The sequence below is a fragment of the Nonomuraea sp. NPDC049419 genome (assembly GCF_040676995.1).
Lineage (GTDB): Bacteria > Actinomycetota > Actinomycetes > Streptosporangiales > Streptosporangiaceae > Nonomuraea > Nonomuraea salmonea.
In genome coordinates this window covers 444,185-460,158 of sequence record NZ_JBFAQB010000005.1, presented here as the reverse complement: position 1 = coordinate 460,158, position 15,974 = coordinate 444,185, and the positions used below count along the sequence as shown (strand labels likewise).

Here is a 15,974-nt window from a genome sequence, read left to right as displayed (position 1 = left end):
TTCTCCTGCCTGGGAGGTTCGATGCTTCGGTTCGATGACAGGGTCGCGATCATCACGGGGGCCGGGCACGGCCTCGGCAGGTCGCACGCGCTCCTGCTGGCCGAGCGGGGGGCCAAGGTCGTCGTCAACGACCTCGGCGGCGCGCTCGACGGCACCGGCGCGTCCGCCGGCCCCGCCGCCGAGGTCGCCGACCTCATCGTCAAGAACGGCGGCCAGGCCGTGGCCAGCACCGACAACGTCGCGACCCCCGAAGGCGCCAGGGCCATCGTCCAGACCGCCGTCGACGCCTTCGGCAAGGTGGACATCGTCGTCAACAACGCGGGCATCCTGCGTGACAGGTCGTTCGGCAAGATGACCGTCGAGGACTTCGACCAGGTGCTGGCCGTGCACGTACGCGGCTCCTACCTCGTCAGCCAGGCCGCGTACCCGCTGATGAAGGCCGCCGGTTACGGCCGCGTCGTCAACACCTCGAGCCCGGCCGGCCTGTTCGGCAACTTCGGCCAGGCCAACTACTCCACCGCCAAGATGGGCCTGGTCGGCCTGACCAAGACGATCGGCATCGAGGGCGCGCGCAACGGCATCAGGGCCAACGCCATCGCGCCCATCGCCTGGACCCGCATGACGGAGGCGCTGCTGCCGGCCGAGTTCGAGGCCAAGTTCACCCCCGAGCGGGTCAGCGCCCTGGTCGCCTACCTCGTGCACGAGTCGTGCGAGACGAGCGGCGAGGTGTTCACGGTCGGGGGCGGCAGGGTGGCGCGGGTGTTCGTGGCTGAGGGCCCCGGCTTCAAGACCGACGACGTCACGCCCGAGGTGATCGCCGGCAACTGGGAGTCGGTGATGGCCGAGCAGCCGTACGTGCTGACCGCGGGCGACTCCATGAAGGCCATGCTCTAGCACGTCCGCTTTTTCTCGGGGGCCCTGTCGTCGTGCGCGCGATGACAGGGCCTTTGTGTCGGAACGGTGGAATTTTGAGCACAAACAGGTCTTTGTTCGATCTTCGGCGGAAGTTAGGCGAGTTTGGTCGATTAAGGCTCTTGATTTGCCGCATCGGTGATCTTATTGTCGCGGCATGACCCCCCAGCCGGGTTCCGCCGGCGACGTGCTGACGCTCATCAGCGCGGGCTCGGCGACGACCCGTTCCGATCTGGCGAGGCTCACCGGCCTGGCCAGATCCACCATCTCCCAGCGTGTCGACGCCCTGATCGAGCGCGGCCTGATCGAGGAGACCGAGAGCGGCGAGTCCACCGGTGGCCGGCCGCCGCGCCAGCTGCGCCTGCACACCGAGGACCACGCCTTCGCCGGCGTGGATCTGGGCGCCACCCACTGCCGGGTCGCGCTCATGGACATCTCGGGCAACGTGCTCGCCGAGTGCGAGGACGGCCTGCTCATCGGCGACGGCCCTGAAAGCGTGCTCGCCCACGTGGACCAGCGCCTCGACCACCTGCTCGACCAGGCGAGCCGGCCCCGCAGCGCACTGCGCGCGCTCGGGATAGGCGTGCCAGGCCCGGTCGAGTTCGCCACCGGCCGGCCCAACAACCCGCCGATCATGCCCGGCTGGAACGACTACCCCATCCCCGAGTACTTCGACGGCGTCGAGGTCCTGGTGGACAACGACGTCAACGTGATGGCGCTGGGCGAGCACCGCAACGCCTTCCCCGACACCCGCCACCTGCTGTTCGTCAAGGTCGGCACCGGCATCGGCTGCGGCATCATGGCCGCCGGCCGGCTGCACAGGGGCGCCCAGGGCTCGGCCGGCGACATCGGCCACATCAGGGTCAGCGGCCACGACGACGCCGGCTGCCGGTGCGGCAACAGCGCCTGCCTGGAGGCCGTGGCAGGCGGCGCCGCCATCGCGCGCCGCCTGAGCGAGCTCGGCCTGCCCGCCGAGTCGGGCGGCGACGTGGTGGCGCTCGTGCAGTCCGGCAACACCCAGGCGCTGCGCCTGGTCAGGGAGGCCGGCCGCCTCATCGGCGAGGTGCTGGCCAGCCTGGTCAACTTCTTCAACCCCGAGGTCATCGTCATCGGCGGCGCACTGTCGCGGGTGCACGAGCACTTGGTGGCCGGCATCAGGGAGACCGTCTACCGCCGGTCGCTGCCGCTGGCCACCCACCATCTGTCGATCACGCCGAGTCGTACGGGGAGCAACGCCGCCGCACTGGGCGCCGGAATCCTCGCGATAGAGCACTACCTGTCACCGGACAACATCAACCGCATCGTCAACGCCTGAAAGGGACTCCCCGATGCTGGTCATGAAGGGCATCGTCAAGCAGTTCCCCGGCGTGCGCGCGCTCGACGGGGTCGATCTGGACGTACGGGCGGGCGAGGTGCACTGCCTGCTCGGCCAGAACGGCGCCGGCAAGTCCACCCTGATCAAAGTACTGGCCGGGGTGCACCAGCCGGACGAGGGCACCATCAGCTTCAACGGCGCGGAAGTGCGCCCCGGCAGCCCGATCGACGCCATCAGGCTCGGTTTCGCCACCATCTACCAGGAGCTCGACCTGGTCGACGGGCTCACCGTGGCCGAGAACATCTTCCTCGGCCACGAGCACGCCCGCCTGGGCTTCGTCAACAGGGCGGCGGGCCGCCGCGCCGCCACGGCCGTGCTGGAACGCCTCGGCCACGCGGAGATCCGCCCGTCGGCGGAGGTCGGGCGGCTGTCGCCGGCCGCCAAGCAGGTCGTCTCGATGGCCCGCGCGCTCTCCCACGACGCCCGCCTCATCATCATGGACGAGCCGTCGGCCGCGCTCGCCCACGACGAGGTGAACAACCTCTTCCGCATCATCCGCGAGCTGACCGCCCAGGGCGTCGCCGTGGTCTACATCTCCCACCGCCTGGAGGAGATCCGCGAGATCGGCGACCGGGTGACGGTGCTCAAGGACGGCCGCACGGTCGCGGTCGGCCTGTCCGCCCGCGACACGCCGACCAACGAGATCGTCTCCCTGATGACCGGCCGCAACGTCGAGTACGTCTTCCCGCCCAGGGCCGGCCGCGAACCGGGGGAGGAGGTGCTCAGGGTGGAGAACCTGGCCTCGCCGGGCGTCTTCTCCGGCGTGTCGTTCTCGGTGCGGGCGGGCGAGATCGTCGGCCTCGCCGGGCTCGTCGGATCGGGCCGCTCGGAGATTCTCGAAGCCGTCTACGGCGCCCGCCACGCCACCGGCCGCGTCCTGCTGGACGGCCGCCGGACGCGGCGCGGCGTGGTCGGCACCGTACGGCGCGGCATGGGGCTCGCCCCCGAGGAGCGCAAGGCCCAGGCCCTGCTCCTCGACCAGAGCGTCACCGCGAACATCACGCTGGGCACCCTGCCGGGCTTCGCGAAGTTCGGCTGGCTGGACAGGAAACGGGAGCGCGCCGAGGCCCGCCGCCTGTCGGAGATGCTCGACATCCGGCCACCCGACCCCGAACGCCCGATCAGGACCTTGTCGGGCGGCAACCAGCAGAAGGCCGTGCTGGCCCGCTGGCTGCTCGGCGGCCGCAAGCTGCTCCTGCTCGACGAACCGACCAGAGGCGTGGACGTGGGCGCCAGGGCCGAGCTGTACGCGGTCATCCGCGACCTCGCCGAGCAGGGCATCGGGGTGCTGCTGGTCTCCAGCGAGGTGCCCGAGGTGCTCGGGCTCTCCGACCGGGTGCTGGTGCTGCGCGAGGGCCAGGTCATCCACGAAGGGGAGGCGGCCGAGCTGGACGAGCATCGCGTACTGGACATGATCATGAATGGGAGGGCGGCGTGATGAGCGAGCCCGCAACAGACCGGCGTGCCGGGAAGGCGAGCCTGCCGGCGCTGCCGTCGATCCGCGGGGTGAGCGAGATGCGCCACCTCGGGCTGATCGGCGCGCTCGCGCTGCTGGTGGTCGTCGGCCTGGTCACCAGATACGAGAACTTCGCGACCGCCTCCAACCTGGTCAGCATCCTGTCACTGGCCGCCACGATCGGCGTCATCACGGTCGGTGCCACGTTCGTCATCATCGGCGGGGGCATCGACCTGTCGGTGGGCGCGGTCATGGCGCTGGCCAGCGTGTGGGCGACCACGCTGGCCACCCAGTCGTACGGGCCGGTGGTGATGGCGATCTGCGCCATCCTCGTCGGTACCGGGGCCGGGCTGGTCAACGGATGGCTCATCGCGTACGGGCGGCTGGTGCCGTTCATCGCGACGCTGGCCATGCTGGTGGCCGCCCGCGGGCTCGCCCAGCGCATGTCCGACCGCAAGACGCAGCTCATCCAGGCCGACAACACGGCCATCGTGGACCTGTCGACCACCCGGCTGCTCGGCATGCCGCTGCTGGTCTACATCTTCGCGCTGGTCGTGGTGCTGGGCTGGATCCTGCTCAACCGCACGACCTTCGGGCGGCGCACGTACGCGGTGGGCGGCAACCCCGAGGCCGCCCGCCTGGCCGGCATCGACGTACGCAGGCACACGATGCTGCTGTACGCCCTGTCGGGGCTGTGCTGCGGCATCGCCGCGATCCTCATCATGGCGCGTACGACGACGGGCTCGTCCACCCACGGCGACCTGTACGAGCTGGACGCCATCGCGGCCGTCATCATCGGCGGCACGCTGCTCACGGGTGGCCGGGGCACGATCATCGGCTCGATCCTGGGCCTGCTGATCTTCACCCTGATCACCAACCTCTTCATCCTCAACGGCCTCAACACCAGCGACCAGCTGATCGCCAAGGGCCTGATCATCGTCGTCGCCGTCCTTCTCCAGCGGCGGAACCTGAAGGAGAGAGCACCATGAGTGACAACGTCGCGCGCAGGGGATTCCTCGTCGGCGGAGCCGTGCTGTTGGCGGCGGGCTGCACCAGCAACGAGCCCGCTGCGGCGCCGAGCAGCGCGGCGCCCCAGCCGGCCCCCGCTGCCACCGGCGGCAACGACCAGCCGGGCGAGAAGGTGGTGATCGGCTTCTCCGCTCCGGCGGCCGACCACGGCTGGATCGCCGCCATCGCCAAGAACGCCGAGGCGACCGCGAAGCAGTATTCGGACATCGAGTTCAAGCCGGTCGAGCCGACCAACGACATCAACCAGCAGATCTCCGCCGTGGAGTCGCTGATCGCCGCCAAGGTGAACGCGCTGGTGATCCTGCCCAACGACGGCCAGCAGCTCAACCAGGTCGCGCTGCAGGCCACCGAGGCGGGCATCCCGGTCGTCAACCTCGACCGCATCTTCCCCGACAAGCTGGCCTACCGGACGTGGGTCGGCGGCGACAACTACGGCATGGGCGTCGCGGCCGGCCACTTCATCGGCAAGCAGCTCAAGGACAAGGGCGTGTCGAACCCGGTGATCGTCGAGATCCAGGGCATCGCCACGCTGCCGCTCACCCAGGACCGCACCAAGGGCTTCGAGGACGCGCTGAAGACGTACGGGTTCAGCGTCACGGCCAAGCAGGACGCGCAGTTCACGGTCGAGACCGGCAACGAGGTCGCCACCTCGCTGCTGCAGGCGCACAAGAAGATCGACGCGATGTGGAACCACGACGACGACCAGGGCGTCGGCGTGCTGGCCGCGATCAAGGAGGCCGGCCGCGACGAGTTCATCATGGTCGGCGGCGCCGGCTCGCTGAACGCGATGCGGGAGATCCAGTCGGGCTCGTCCGTGCTGCAGGCGACGGTCACCTACAGCCCGACCATGGCCTCCTCGGCGATCAAGCTGGCGCGTCTGATAGCACAGGGGAAGGGCATGAGTGATCTGGTGGAGAACCAGGTTCCCCAGTCCATCACGCTCGCGTCCGAGACCATCACCAAGGAGAACGTCGAGAAGTACCTGGCGCTCGGCTTCGAATCCTGATCCTGATCGGGGGTTGCATGTCAGACAGAACCACCATCGGCGTGGGCATGATCGGCTACGCCTTCATGGGCCGTGTCCACTCCCAGGCCTGGCGCAGTGTCGGAGCGTTCTTCGACCTGCCGCTGGCGCCGCGCATGGCGGTGCTCGCGGGCCGGTCGAAGGAACGCACCGCGGCGGCCGCGGCGCAGCTCGGCTGGGCCGACGCCGAGACCGACTGGAGAGAGGTCATCAAGCGTGACGACGTGCAGATCGTGGACATCTGCACGCCGGGCGACTCGCACGCCGAGATCGCCATCGCCGCGCTGGCCGCAGGCAAGCACGTGATCTGCGAGAAGCCGCTGGCCAACACCGTCGCCGAGGCCGAGGCCATGGCGGCGGCGGCCGCCACGGCGCCGGGCAAGAGCATGGTGGCCTTCAACTACCGGCGGGTGCCCGCGGTCGCGCTCGCCCGCCGCTACGTCGAAGAGGGACGCATCGGCGAGATCCGGCACGTCCGCGCCGTCTATCTGCAGGACTGGATCGTCGACCCGGAGTTCCCGCTGGTCTGGCGGCTGCAGAAGGACAAGGCCGGCTCGGGCGCGCTGGGCGACATCGGCGCCCACATCGTGGACGCCGCCCAGTTCATCACCGGCCAGAACCTCGTGGGCGTCTCCGCGCTGACGGAGACGTTCATCAAGGAGCGTCCGCTCGCCACCGAGTCGGCCGGGCTCGGCGCCACCGGCTCGTCGGCCAGGGGCGAGGTCACGGTGGACGACGCCGCCCTGTTCATCGGGCGGATGTCCGGCGGCGCGCTGGCCTCCTTCGAGGCCACCCGCTTCGCCAACGGGCGCAAGAACGCGATGCGCATCGAGATCAACGGCTCGCTCGGCAGCCTCGCGTTCGACTTCGAGTCGATGAACGAGCTGTGGTTCAGCGCCGGCGGCGGCGGGTTCGAGCGCATCCTGGTCACCGAGCCCGACCACCCGTACGTCGGCGCCTGGTGGCCGCCCGGCCACGGCCTCGGCTATGAGCACACTTTCACCCACGAGGTCAGGGACTTCCTGGAGGCGGTCGCCACCGGCGCCGACCCGACGCCCTCGTTCGCCGACGGGCTACGGGTGCAGCGGGTGCTGGAGGCGGTCGAGCGCAGCGCGGCTGACGGCAGCCGCTACACGAACGTGGAGGATTGATGAGACCAGTCACGCTGTTCACCGGACAGTGGGCCGACCTGCCCTTCGAGGAGGTGTGCAGGCTGGCCGCCGAGTGGGGCTACGACGGCCTGGAGATCGCCTGCTCGGGCGACCACTTCGACGTGGCGCAGGCGGTGTCCGACCCCTCGTACGTGGAGCAGAAGCGAGCCCAGCTCGACAAGCACGGCCTGAAGGTGTGGACGATCTCCAACCACCTGGTGGGCCAGGCCGTCTGTGACCACCCGATCGACGAGCGGCACAAGGCGATCCTGCCCGCCCGCATCTGGGGCAACGGCGACCCCGAATCGGTGCGCCAGGCGGCGGCGGAGGAGCTGAAGAACACCGCGCGCGCCGCGGCGGCGCTCGGCGTGGACACCGTGGTGGGCTTCACCGGCTCGTCGATCTGGCACACGGTCGCGATGTTCCCGCCGGTGCCCGCCTCGATGGTGGACGCGGGCTACCAGGACTTCGCCGACCGCTGGAACCCGATCCTCGACGTCTTCGACGAGGTCGGCGTGCGCTTCGCCCACGAGGTGCACCCGAGCGAGATCGCCTACGACTACCACACCACCGTGCGCACCCTCGAGGCCATCGGCCACCGGCCGGCGTTCGGCCTCAACTGGGACCCCTCGCACATGGTGTGGCAGGACATCGACCCGGTCGGGTTCATCCTCGACTTCAAGGACCGCATCTACCACGTCGACTGCAAGGACACCCGGCTCCGCGTCGGCGACGGCCGCAAGGGCCGCCTGTCGTCGCACCTGCCGTGGGCCGACATGCGCAGGGGCTGGGACTTCGTCTCGACCGGCCGCGGCGACGTGCCGTGGGAGGACTGCTTCCGCGCACTCAACGCGATCGGCTACGAGGGGCCGATCTCGGTCGAGTGGGAGGACGCGGGCATGGACCGGCTCGACGGGGCCAAGGAGGCGCTGGGCTACATCCGCAGGCTCAACGCCATCACCCCGCCCACCACGGCCTTCGACGCCGCCTTCTCCACCACCTGAGCGGCGGGGGACCGAACCGGCCGGCGCCTCCCTTCCTCTGGGAGGGGCGCCGGCCGGCGTATGTCGTGCCCATGTGGCGGGGTCTCAGTCCATGACGACGATCTGCCGCAGCACCTCGCCGCCGCGCAGCGCCTCGACGGCCTCGTTGAGGTCGCCGAGCCGGATACGGGAGCTGATCATCGACTCGAGGTCGAGCAGGCCGGCCTTGTAGAGCTTGGCGAAGTACGGGAAGTCGTGCCGCACGTCGGCCTCGCCGTACAGGCTGGACAGCAGGTTCTTGCCGTCGAACAGCAGGCTGAACGCCGAGATCGACACCATGTCGTCCATCGCGCCCGCCCCGACCACGATCACGTCGCCGCCCGCGCGGGTGAGCTGCCACGCGCTCTGGATCGTGGCGGACTTGCCGACCACCTCGAAGCCGTAGTCGAAGCCCGCGCCGCCGGTGAGCTCGCTGAGCGACTCAGGCACCTGCTCGGGGGTGGCGGTGTGGGTGGCGCCGACCTTCCTGGCCAGCTCGTGCTTGGACACCAGCGGGTCGACGGCCAGGATCGTCCTGGCGCCGGAGACGCGGGCGCCCTGGATGACCGACAGGCCGACGCCGCCGCAGCCGATCACCACGACCGTCGAGCCCGGCCGCACCTTCGCGGTGTTGATCGCGGCGCCGACGCCGGTCGTGATGCCGCAGCCGATCAGCGCCGCGGCCTCCCACGGCACGTCCTCGTCGATCTTGATCGCGCCCTGCCAGGGCACGATCACCTCCTCCGCCCAGGTGCCGCAGCCGGCCATGCCGAACGCCGTCGCCCCGTCGCCGCCGAAGCGGAAGTTGCCCTTGCTGAAGGACTCGATCACGTACTTCATGCACAGGTACGGCTGCCCGCCCACGCACAGGTCGCACTCGCCGCACGCCGGGCGCCAGCTGATGACCACGTGGTCGCCCGGTTTGACGGTGCTGACGTGCTCGCCCACCTCGACCACCTCGCCCGCGCCCTCGTGGCCCGGGATGAGCGGCACCGGTTGCGGCAGCACGCCGGACATGGCCGACAGGTCCGAGTGGCACACGCCGGTGGCCCGGATCCTGACGCGCACGTCGGTCGGCCCGACGGGGGCCAGGGTGACGTCGTCGCGGAGGTCGAGCTTGCTGTCGGTGCCTACGGCGTGCAGGATCGCGGCGCGCATGAGGTTCCTCCTCGTGCTGGGGGGCTAGTCCTCGATGGACGGCTCAATGAACAGGGCTGCTTTCGGGCAGGACCTGACCGCGTGGCGGACGCGGTCCCGCAACTCGGGGGGTGGCTCGGGGAGCAGGATGTGGAGCCGGTCGTCGTCGTCCACCTCGAACACCTCGGGCGCGAGCCCCATGCACACGGCGTTGGCCTCGCAGACCAGCTCGTCGACCTTCACCTTCATCTGAGCCTCCTGTGATCCCATGAGACCACTTTGGTGCTCTCGACGACGTACGCAACCCGCTTGAGCCCGGTCTTCTCCACGTACGGGAGCAGCAGCTCGTCGGCGACGCCCGGCGTCGTGCGGCGGGCGACCTTGAGCCCGACGGCCATGACGTGGTCGCGCTCGTCCACGAGCGTGGCGGTGCCGTAGACGAGCACGCCGCGCAGCTCGTCGTAGCTCTCGCCGGCCTCGACGAGGCAGCTCACGCGGGGGTCGCGGGCGAGGTTCCTGGCCTTCTGGGACTTGGCGTACGTCCAGAACGCGATGCGGCCCTCGTCGAGGCCGTAGAACATGGTGACCAGGTGCGGTGTTCCGTCAGGATTGATGGTGGCCAGCTGCAGTTTGCCGGAGTTCTCGAGGAACGCGGCGACGTCGTCGTCCGGCATCGCGATGCGAGCGCGCTGATTCACGTGCCAAGTAGAACAGGTTCCAGAACGGCCCGGCAAGAGCCCGGCGGAATGTTGTTCGGTTCGGCTAGGGTCAGGGGCTATGACGATGCCGCCAGAGCTGCTGCGCGCGGCCCGCGAGGCCAAGGGATTCATGCCCGACGACGAGGGCCTGGCCCTCTATGAGGCGGCCCGCCGCTACGGCTCGCTCGGCCCCATCGGCGAGATCGGCACCTACTGCGGCAAGTCGGCCGTCTACCTCGGCGCGGCGGCCCGGCAGACCGGCACCGTCGTCGTCACCGTCGATCACCACCGCGGCTCGGAGGAGATCCAGCCCGGCTGGGAGCACCACGACCCGAGCCTGGTCGACCCGCGCTTCGGCAAGATGGACTCACTGCCGGTCTTCCGCGCCACGATCGCCGCGGCCGGGCTCGAGGACGAGGTGATCGCCGTCGTCGGGCGCTCCGAGCAGGTGGCCCGGCTCTGGAGCACCCCGCTCGGCCTGCTGTTCATCGACGGCGGCCACTCCGACGAGCCGGTCACCCGCGACTACGAGGGCTGGGCGCCCCACGTCATGGAGCGCGGCGCGCTCGTCTTCCACGACATCTACCCCGACCCGGCCGACGGGGGCCAGGCCCCCTACCGGGTCTACCTGCGGGCGCTGGCCTCCGGCGCGTTCAAAGAGGTGTCGGTGACCGGGTCGCTGCGCGTGCTGGAGCGCGTCGCACCCGGCGTCTGAGCGCTCAGTAGCGGTGGCGGCGGGTCCAGGCGCCGCGGATCCGCGACTGCCACTTCTGGAAGTCCTCGTGGGTGTGCGCCTCGTGGCCGAGCGCGATGAGCGCCTCGTCCGTCCACGCGGCCGCCTCGTCGGGCTCGGCGCCCGCCAGGATCGGCACGGCCTGCGCCAGGTGGTCCGGCAGCAGCCCCGAGCGCAGCCGCGCGCTGACCGCGAACGCGCAGCCCTGCGCCAGGTACGCGCGGAACCCGTCGCCCCCCGCGTGCTCGGTCAGCCACCACAGCTCGTCGGCCTCGGCGCCGCCGGTGTACGTCGCCGCGAACCCGACCCCGCTCCACAGGTCGGCCCGGCGCGAGGGCGGGTAGCTCGCGATGCGCGCCGCCACGTCGTCGGGCGAGGCGCAGTCGTGATACCACAGCAGCCGCCCGAGCCCCTGGTCGAACACCGCGCAGTGCGCCCTGGTCAGCAGGTCGGGCATCATGCGCTCGCCCACCATGCGGTCGGTCCTGGACAGGCCCCACTGGAAGCCGAACCCGTCCACGGCCAGCCAGCGCAGCAGCGGGTGCGCCCGCCGCGCGCCCCACACCGGGCGCAGCCGCAGCAGTGCGTAGCCGCGCCCGGCGCCGACGTACGCGGCGTGGCGGTGATGCTGGGCGGGGCCGGCCAGTAGCTCGTGAAGGCGCCGGCCCCGAGTCAATGTGAGCAGGTCGAGCACAGTGCACGCGGCGGCGGCTCCCTCGTAGCCGAAGGGCCGCTGCTCCTGCGGGATCTCCTCGACCTTCTCGACCTCGCGGGAGATCGCCGCGTTGAAGCCGAAGACGTACGACTGCTCGGCCTTGCCGAAGACCGTACGCGGAGCGCCGCCCCTGAGCCGGAACCTGCGCCGGCTCAGATCGGACTCCAGCGGGTCCTTCGCCAGCCATCTCAGCAGCCCCTTCGGGCGCGAGAGTGCCGGCAGGGTTGTCGGCTCGGTCCTGACCTGGTCCAAGAACGAAGTTGTGCCCGTGTCGCCCACGCTTCCCCCGAAGACGCCTCGTACGGCCAGACACGAAGCTAGTAACCCCATTGCGGCGTTCGGCGGCGGCGCACCGGATTTCCCCGTTAAAGAACCGGCAAAAGCGCTTGTGCCCCGGTCAGCGGCCTTCTTCGGCCCCGCGTACGGCAGCGCATCCGCACACCTCGGGATCCGACACCGCGGTCCCGTCCACGTCGCGGAAGATTCCGGCGCCCGGCGACAGCCCGAGCAGCGCGTCGGCCGCCAGCACCGCCGCCGCGGCGGTGTAGCCGGAGCGCTCGTGCGGGAAGTGCTTGCGGTTGGCGAACTGCCAGCCCGTCCAGTACGAGCCGTCCTCGTGCCGCAGGTGCTGCACGTCGGTGAAGAGCGCGCGGGCCCGCTCGCCGTCGCCCAGCGCGTCGAGCGCCAGCACCAGCTCGCACGTCTCGGCCCCGGTGACCCACGGCTGGTCGGACACGCACCGGATGCCGAGCCCCGGCACCACGAACGTGGCCCACTCGCGCTCCAGCAGCTCCAGCGCCTGCCGCCCGCGTACGGCGCCGCCCAGCACCGGGTAGTACCAGTCCATCGAGAAGCGGCTCTTGTCGGCGAACGCCTCAGGGTGCGCCGCCACCACGTGCGCCAGGCGGCCGGCGGCCAGCTCCCAGTGCGGCTGGGGGTCGCCCAGGTGCTCGGCCAGCCGTACGCCGCAGCGCAGCCCCTGGTGGATGGAGGAGCAGCCGGTCAGCAGCGCGTACGAGGCGGCCCTGCCCTCGGCGTCGCGCTCCCAGACGATCTCGCCGCGCTCGGTCTGCAGCCCCGCCACGTAGTCGAGGGCCGCCTTGACCATCGGCCAGTGCTCCTCGGTGAAGCCCCGGTCGCCGGTGACGACGTGGTGGTGCCAGAGGCCCACGGCGACGTAGGCGGCGTGGTTGCTCTCGCCGCCCCGCTCCGCTGCGACGCCGTCCACCAGCTTCATCGGCCAGGAGCCGTCGGGGCGCTGGTGGCGGGCCAGCCAGGCGTAGCCGCTGCGTACCGGCTCGCGCAGGCCCGCAACGGACATCGCCATCAGGCACTCGACGTGGTTCCACGCGTCGACGTGGCCCTCGGGCCACGGAACGCCGCCGTCGTCCTGCTGGATCGCGGCGATGCTCTCGGCCGTCCGCACGACCTGCGCGCGGGAGATCATGGCTTCCTGATGTAGAGGACCACGCTCTTGCCGATGACCGGGTTGAGCAGGCTCTCGGCGATCCTGGTCGCGGCCGGGCGCTTCATGATGTCCCACACCAGCAGCTGGTGGTAGGCCTTGGCGAGGGGATGGTCGTCGTTGTTCACGCCGACCGCGCACTTGATCCACCAATAGGGCGCGTGCAGGCCGTGGGCGTGGTGGTGCGGGCCGATCTCGAACCCGACCGACTTCAGCTTCGCCGACAGCTCCGCCAGCGTGTAGATGCGCACGTGGCCGCCGGGCGCCGTGTGGTACGCCTCGTCCAGCGCCCAGCAGATCCGCTCGGGCAGGAAGCTCGGCACCGTGACCGCCGCCGTGCCGCCGGAGCGCAGCACGCGGAAGATCTCCCGCATGGCCGTCATGTCGTCGGGGATGTGCTCCAGCACCTCGGCCGCGATCACCCGGTCGAAGCCGCCGTCCTCGAACGGCATGTCCAGCGCCGTGCCCTGGACGATCTCGCCGGTGGCGCCGTCCGGCACTTCGCCCGCCTTGTCCATCGCCGTGAACATGGCCGCGACGCCGTCCAGCTCCGCCTGGTCCATGTCGAACGCGGTCACGTCGGCGCCCCTGCGGAGCACCTCGAACGCGTGCCTGCCGCCGCCGCAGCCCAGGTCGAGCACGCGCACGCCGGGGCCCACGGGAAGCCGGGCGAAGTCCACGGTCAGCACTGCTTAGCCTCTCCTCTTGTGGTTGTCGATGGCCTCGTGGTACGCCTCGACGGTCCGCTTGGCCACGACGTGCCAGGTGTAGCGCTCCATGACGCGGTCGTATCCCGCCTTGCCCACCCGCTCGCGCTCCTCGGGGGAGTCGTGCAGCCGGCGCAGCACCGCGGCCAGCTCCTCGGCGTCGCCCGGCGGCACCTGTACGGCCGCGTCGCCGACCACCTCGGGCAGCGCGCCCGTACGGCTGGCGACCAGCGGCGTGCCGCAGGCCATGTGCTCGACGGCCGGCAGGGAGAAGCCCTCGTACAGGGAGGGCACGACGGAGATCTCCGAGGTGGCGATCAGCTCGCCCAGCTCGTCGTCGGAGATGCCGTGCACGAAGCGCACCCGGTCCTGCAGCGACAGCTCCTGGACGAGCTGCTCGGTGGGACCGCCGGGGGTGGGCTTGCTGACGACGGTGAGGTTCACGTCGCGCTCGGTGGCGAGCTTGGCCACCGCGCGCAGCAGCGTCGCGACGCCTTTCATGGGGGAGTCCGCGCTGGCCACGGCCACGATCGAGCCCTTGCGGCGGGGCTTGCCGGGGCGCGGGTGGAAGTAGCGGGTGTCCACGCCGAGCGGGATGAGGCGCATGTTGGCTTGCGGGACGTTGAAGTCGCGGTGGATGTCGGCCAGCGACGACTCGCTGACGGTGAGGATGGGGCTGAGCCTGGGCGCGACGCGGGACTGCATCTTCACGAAGCCGTACCAGCGGCGCAGGCTCAGCTTCTTTCCGCCTTCGGCGGCCTCCAGCTCGATGCGGCGGTCCACGCTGATCGGGTGGTGGATGGTCCCGACCACGGGGAACAGGCGCTGGATGCCGAGCAGGCCGTAGCCGAGCGTCTGGTTGTCCTGGACGACGTCGAAGTCGCCGACGCGCTTCTTCAGCTCGCGGTAGGCCCGCAGGGTGAACGTCAGCGGCTCGGGGAAGCCGGCCGTCCACATCGTGCCGACTTCCAGCCAGTCGATCCAGTCGCGGTATTCGTGCAGCTTGGGGGTTCGGAACGGGTCCTCGTCGCGGTAGAGGTCGAGGCTCGGCACCTCCCGCAGGATGACGCCCTCGTCCAGCTCGGGGTACGGCTGGCCGGAGAAGACCTCGACGTGGTGCCCGAGCGCCACGAGCTCGCGGCTCAGATGACGGAGGTAGACACCCTGACCACCACAGGTGGGCTTGCTGCGGTAGGACAGAAGCGCGATCCGCAGCTTTGGCTCCCGCACGGACACCCCTTTCTCCGCCGGTAGGGCCCTGAGTCGGGCGTGTACCGTGAAAGATGACCTTAGTCCGAAAAGGCTACCATTCGGTAGGTCGGCTGGAATTGTTCACAACCGGGCTCACAGGTCGTGCGAACTGCGACGTTGCCGTGACCGAGCGTGGTTCGGTGGAACGTGTTCTAGGCGGCTCAGTACCTCAAAGAGGTGCTTGGCGGTACATTCCGTCCCTAAGGGATGGGGCAGGCGATCGTTGGAGGACCCCTTGGCCAGGCGCGCTCTGATCACCGGCATCACCGGCCAGGATGGTTCCTACTTGGCGGAGCACCTCCTGGAGCAGGGGTACGAGGTGTGGGGGCTGGCCCGCGGGCAGGCGAACCCGCGCGTGTCGCGGATGCGCAAGCTGCTCGCCGACGTCCAGGTGGTGCGGGGTGATCTGCTCGACCAGGGGTCGCTGATCTCGGCGGTGGAACGCGTCCAGCCCGATGAGGTCTACAACCTGGGTGCGATCTCGTTCGTGCCGATGTCGTGGGAGCAGGCGGAGCTCACGGCCGAGGTGACCGGGATGGGCGTCCTGCGGATGCTCGAAGCGATCCGGGTGTGTTCCGGGGTGTCGCGGGGCGGGTCGGCGTCCGGACAGATCCGCTTTTATCAGGCTTCGTCCTCTGAGATGTTCGGGCAGGTCAGCGAGACCCCGCAGAACGAGCGCACCGCCTTCCACCCGCGCTCCCCGTACGGCGTCGCCAAGGCGTACGGCCACTTCCTCACCCAGAACTACCGCGAGTCGTACGGCATGTTCGCCGTCTCCGGCATCCTGTTCAACCACGAGTCGCCGCGGCGCGGGGCCGAGTTCGTCACCAGGAAGGTCTCGCTCGGCGTCGCCCGGATCAAGCTCGGGCTGGCGAACGAGCTGCGCCTCGGGAACCTGGAGGCGCGCCGCGACTGGGGCTTCGCCGGCGACTACGTCAAGGCCATGCACCTGATGCTGCAGTCCGCCACCCCTGAGGACTACGTCATCGGCACCGGCCGGATGAAGTCGGTCAGGGAGCTGGTGGAGGCCGCGTTCAGCGCGGCCGGCCTGGACTGGGAGCAGTACGTCGTCACCGACCAGACCCTGCACCGCCCCGCCGAGGTCGACCTCCTCTGCGCCGACCCGAAGAAGGCGCGGGCCCAGCTCGGCTGGGAGCCCAAGGTGTCGTTCGACGAACTGGTCGCCATGATGGTCGAGGCAGATCTGCGCCTGCTCAGGGACGGCGCCGACCCCCACGACGACAGCTCCTGGCCCTGATGAGGGGGCCGGCCCCGCTGGCACCGCCCCGCCTGGTCCGG

The 15,974-nt window shown here is 70.3% G+C and carries 16 protein-coding genes; 9 read left to right on the top strand and 7 right to left on the bottom strand.

All coding sequences use genetic code 11. The features are described from left to right. The first annotated feature begins 21 nt into the window (after positions 1-21). From AB0K12_RS19335 to AB0K12_RS19305, 7 genes are all read left to right on the top strand, one after another. Positions 22-894, top strand: coding sequence for an SDR family oxidoreductase (locus AB0K12_RS19335; protein ID WP_345389477.1), 873 nt, complete (start codon positions 22-24; stop codon positions 892-894). 175 nt (positions 895-1,069) lie between these two features. Next, on the top strand, positions 1,070-2,227 hold the full coding sequence (locus AB0K12_RS19330) for an ROK family transcriptional regulator (protein WP_364562513.1): 1,158 nt from the start codon (positions 1,070-1,072) through the stop codon (positions 2,225-2,227). A gap of 13 nt (positions 2,228-2,240) precedes the next feature. Further along, entirely contained in the window at positions 2,241-3,725 is a 1,485-nt protein-coding gene (locus tag AB0K12_RS19325) for a sugar ABC transporter ATP-binding protein (RefSeq protein WP_364562511.1), read from the top strand. After that, a complete protein-coding gene (locus AB0K12_RS19320) occupies positions 3,725-4,732 on the top strand; it encodes an ABC transporter permease (protein WP_364562508.1) in 1,008 nt (335 codons plus the stop codon). The genes AB0K12_RS19325 and AB0K12_RS19320 overlap by 1 nt, the downstream gene beginning before the upstream one ends. Further along, positions 4,729-5,778, top strand: a complete 1,050-nt coding sequence (locus AB0K12_RS19315; protein WP_364562505.1) for an ABC transporter substrate-binding protein — start codon at positions 4,729-4,731, stop codon at positions 5,776-5,778. Before AB0K12_RS19320 ends, AB0K12_RS19315 begins: the two co-directional genes overlap by 4 nt. Before the next feature lie 17 nt (positions 5,779-5,795). Continuing rightward, a complete protein-coding gene (locus AB0K12_RS19310; RefSeq protein ID WP_345389459.1) occupies positions 5,796-6,947 on the top strand; it encodes a Gfo/Idh/MocA family oxidoreductase in 1,152 nt (383 codons plus the stop codon). Continuing rightward, positions 6,944-7,951, top strand: a complete 1,008-nt coding sequence (locus tag AB0K12_RS19305; protein ID WP_364562501.1) for a sugar phosphate isomerase/epimerase family protein — start codon at positions 6,944-6,946, stop codon at positions 7,949-7,951. The genes AB0K12_RS19310 and AB0K12_RS19305 overlap by 4 nt, the downstream gene beginning before the upstream one ends. 84 nt (positions 7,952-8,035) lie before the next feature. Here AB0K12_RS19305 and AB0K12_RS19300 read toward each other — a convergent pair whose 3' ends face one another. The 3 genes from AB0K12_RS19300 to AB0K12_RS19290 are packed head-to-tail and all read right to left on the bottom strand — an operon-like array spanning position 8,036 to position 9,804. Then, positions 8,036-9,127: a Zn-dependent alcohol dehydrogenase gene (locus AB0K12_RS19300; RefSeq protein ID WP_364562498.1), complete on the bottom strand. Its 1,092-nt coding sequence runs from the start codon at positions 9,125-9,127 to the stop codon at positions 8,036-8,038. 24 nt (positions 9,128-9,151) lie between these two features. Beyond that, on the bottom strand, positions 9,152-9,355 hold the full coding sequence (locus tag AB0K12_RS19295; protein WP_364562495.1) for a ferredoxin: 204 nt from the start codon (positions 9,353-9,355) through the stop codon (positions 9,152-9,154). Next, positions 9,352-9,804 carry a pyridoxamine 5'-phosphate oxidase family protein gene (locus tag AB0K12_RS19290; protein WP_364562492.1) on the bottom strand — a complete coding sequence of 151 codons (453 nt, stop codon included), beginning with the start codon at positions 9,802-9,804 and terminating at the stop codon, positions 9,352-9,354. The genes AB0K12_RS19295 and AB0K12_RS19290 overlap by 4 nt, the downstream gene beginning before the upstream one ends. A 79-nt stretch (positions 9,805-9,883) precedes the next feature. On the opposite strand from AB0K12_RS19290, the gene AB0K12_RS19285 reads away from it, so the two are divergent. After that, positions 9,884-10,519, top strand: a complete 636-nt coding sequence (locus tag AB0K12_RS19285) for a class I SAM-dependent methyltransferase (protein WP_364562489.1) — start codon at positions 9,884-9,886, stop codon at positions 10,517-10,519. Between the two features lie 4 nt (positions 10,520-10,523). Here AB0K12_RS19285 and AB0K12_RS19280 read toward each other — a convergent pair whose 3' ends face one another. The 4 genes from AB0K12_RS19280 to AB0K12_RS19265 form a co-directional block, all read right to left on the bottom strand. Next, positions 10,524-11,504: a DUF1702 family protein gene (locus AB0K12_RS19280; RefSeq protein WP_364562486.1), complete on the bottom strand. Its 981-nt coding sequence runs from the start codon at positions 11,502-11,504 to the stop codon at positions 10,524-10,526. A 145-nt stretch (positions 11,505-11,649) separates the two neighbouring features. Further along, positions 11,650-12,699 carry a prenyltransferase gene (locus tag AB0K12_RS19275; RefSeq protein WP_364562483.1) on the bottom strand — a complete coding sequence of 350 codons (1,050 nt, stop codon included), beginning with the start codon at positions 12,697-12,699 and terminating at the stop codon, positions 11,650-11,652. Next, the gene (locus tag AB0K12_RS19270) at positions 12,696-13,406 is read right to left on the bottom strand and encodes a class I SAM-dependent methyltransferase (RefSeq protein WP_364562481.1); all 711 of its coding nucleotides are present in this window, start codon (positions 13,404-13,406) and stop codon (positions 12,696-12,698) included. The genes AB0K12_RS19275 and AB0K12_RS19270 overlap by 4 nt, the downstream gene beginning before the upstream one ends. Positions 13,407-13,409: 3 nt before the next feature. Next, entirely contained in the window at positions 13,410-14,660 is a 1,251-nt protein-coding gene (locus AB0K12_RS19265; RefSeq protein WP_364562478.1) for a glycosyltransferase family 4 protein, read from the bottom strand. A gap of 250 nt (positions 14,661-14,910) precedes the next feature. On the opposite strand from AB0K12_RS19265, the gene AB0K12_RS19260 reads away from it, so the two are divergent. Then, a complete protein-coding gene (locus AB0K12_RS19260; RefSeq protein ID WP_364562475.1) occupies positions 14,911-15,933 on the top strand; it encodes a GDP-mannose 4,6-dehydratase in 1,023 nt (340 codons plus the stop codon). Positions 15,934-15,974 lie beyond the last annotated feature (41 nt).

What these genes read in the sequence shown, in the direction of transcription:
- AB0K12_RS19300 (WP_364562498.1), bottom strand. Translation starts at nt 9,127, where the DNA reads ATGCGCGCCGCGATCCTGCACGCCGTAGGCACCGACAGCAAGCTCGAC.
- AB0K12_RS19335 (WP_345389477.1), top strand. Translation starts at nt 22, where the DNA reads ATGCTTCGGTTCGATGACAGGGTCGCGATCATCACGGGGGCCGGGCAC.
- AB0K12_RS19325 (WP_364562511.1), top strand. Translation starts at nt 2,241, where the DNA reads ATGCTGGTCATGAAGGGCATCGTCAAGCAGTTCCCCGGCGTGCGCGCG.
- AB0K12_RS19295 (WP_364562495.1), bottom strand. Translation starts at nt 9,355, where the DNA reads ATGAAGGTGAAGGTCGACGAGCTGGTCTGCGAGGCCAACGCCGTGTGC.
- AB0K12_RS19310 (WP_345389459.1), top strand. Translation starts at nt 5,796, where the DNA reads ATGTCAGACAGAACCACCATCGGCGTGGGCATGATCGGCTACGCCTTC.
- AB0K12_RS19330 (WP_364562513.1), top strand. Translation starts at nt 1,070, where the DNA reads ATGACCCCCCAGCCGGGTTCCGCCGGCGACGTGCTGACGCTCATCAGC.
- AB0K12_RS19285 (WP_364562489.1), top strand. Translation starts at nt 9,884, where the DNA reads ATGACGATGCCGCCAGAGCTGCTGCGCGCGGCCCGCGAGGCCAAGGGA.
- AB0K12_RS19275 (WP_364562483.1), bottom strand. Translation starts at nt 12,699, where the DNA reads ATGATCTCCCGCGCGCAGGTCGTGCGGACGGCCGAGAGCATCGCCGCG.
- AB0K12_RS19320 (WP_364562508.1), top strand. Translation starts at nt 3,725, where the DNA reads ATGAGCGAGCCCGCAACAGACCGGCGTGCCGGGAAGGCGAGCCTGCCG.
- AB0K12_RS19315 (WP_364562505.1), top strand. Translation starts at nt 4,729, where the DNA reads ATGAGTGACAACGTCGCGCGCAGGGGATTCCTCGTCGGCGGAGCCGTG.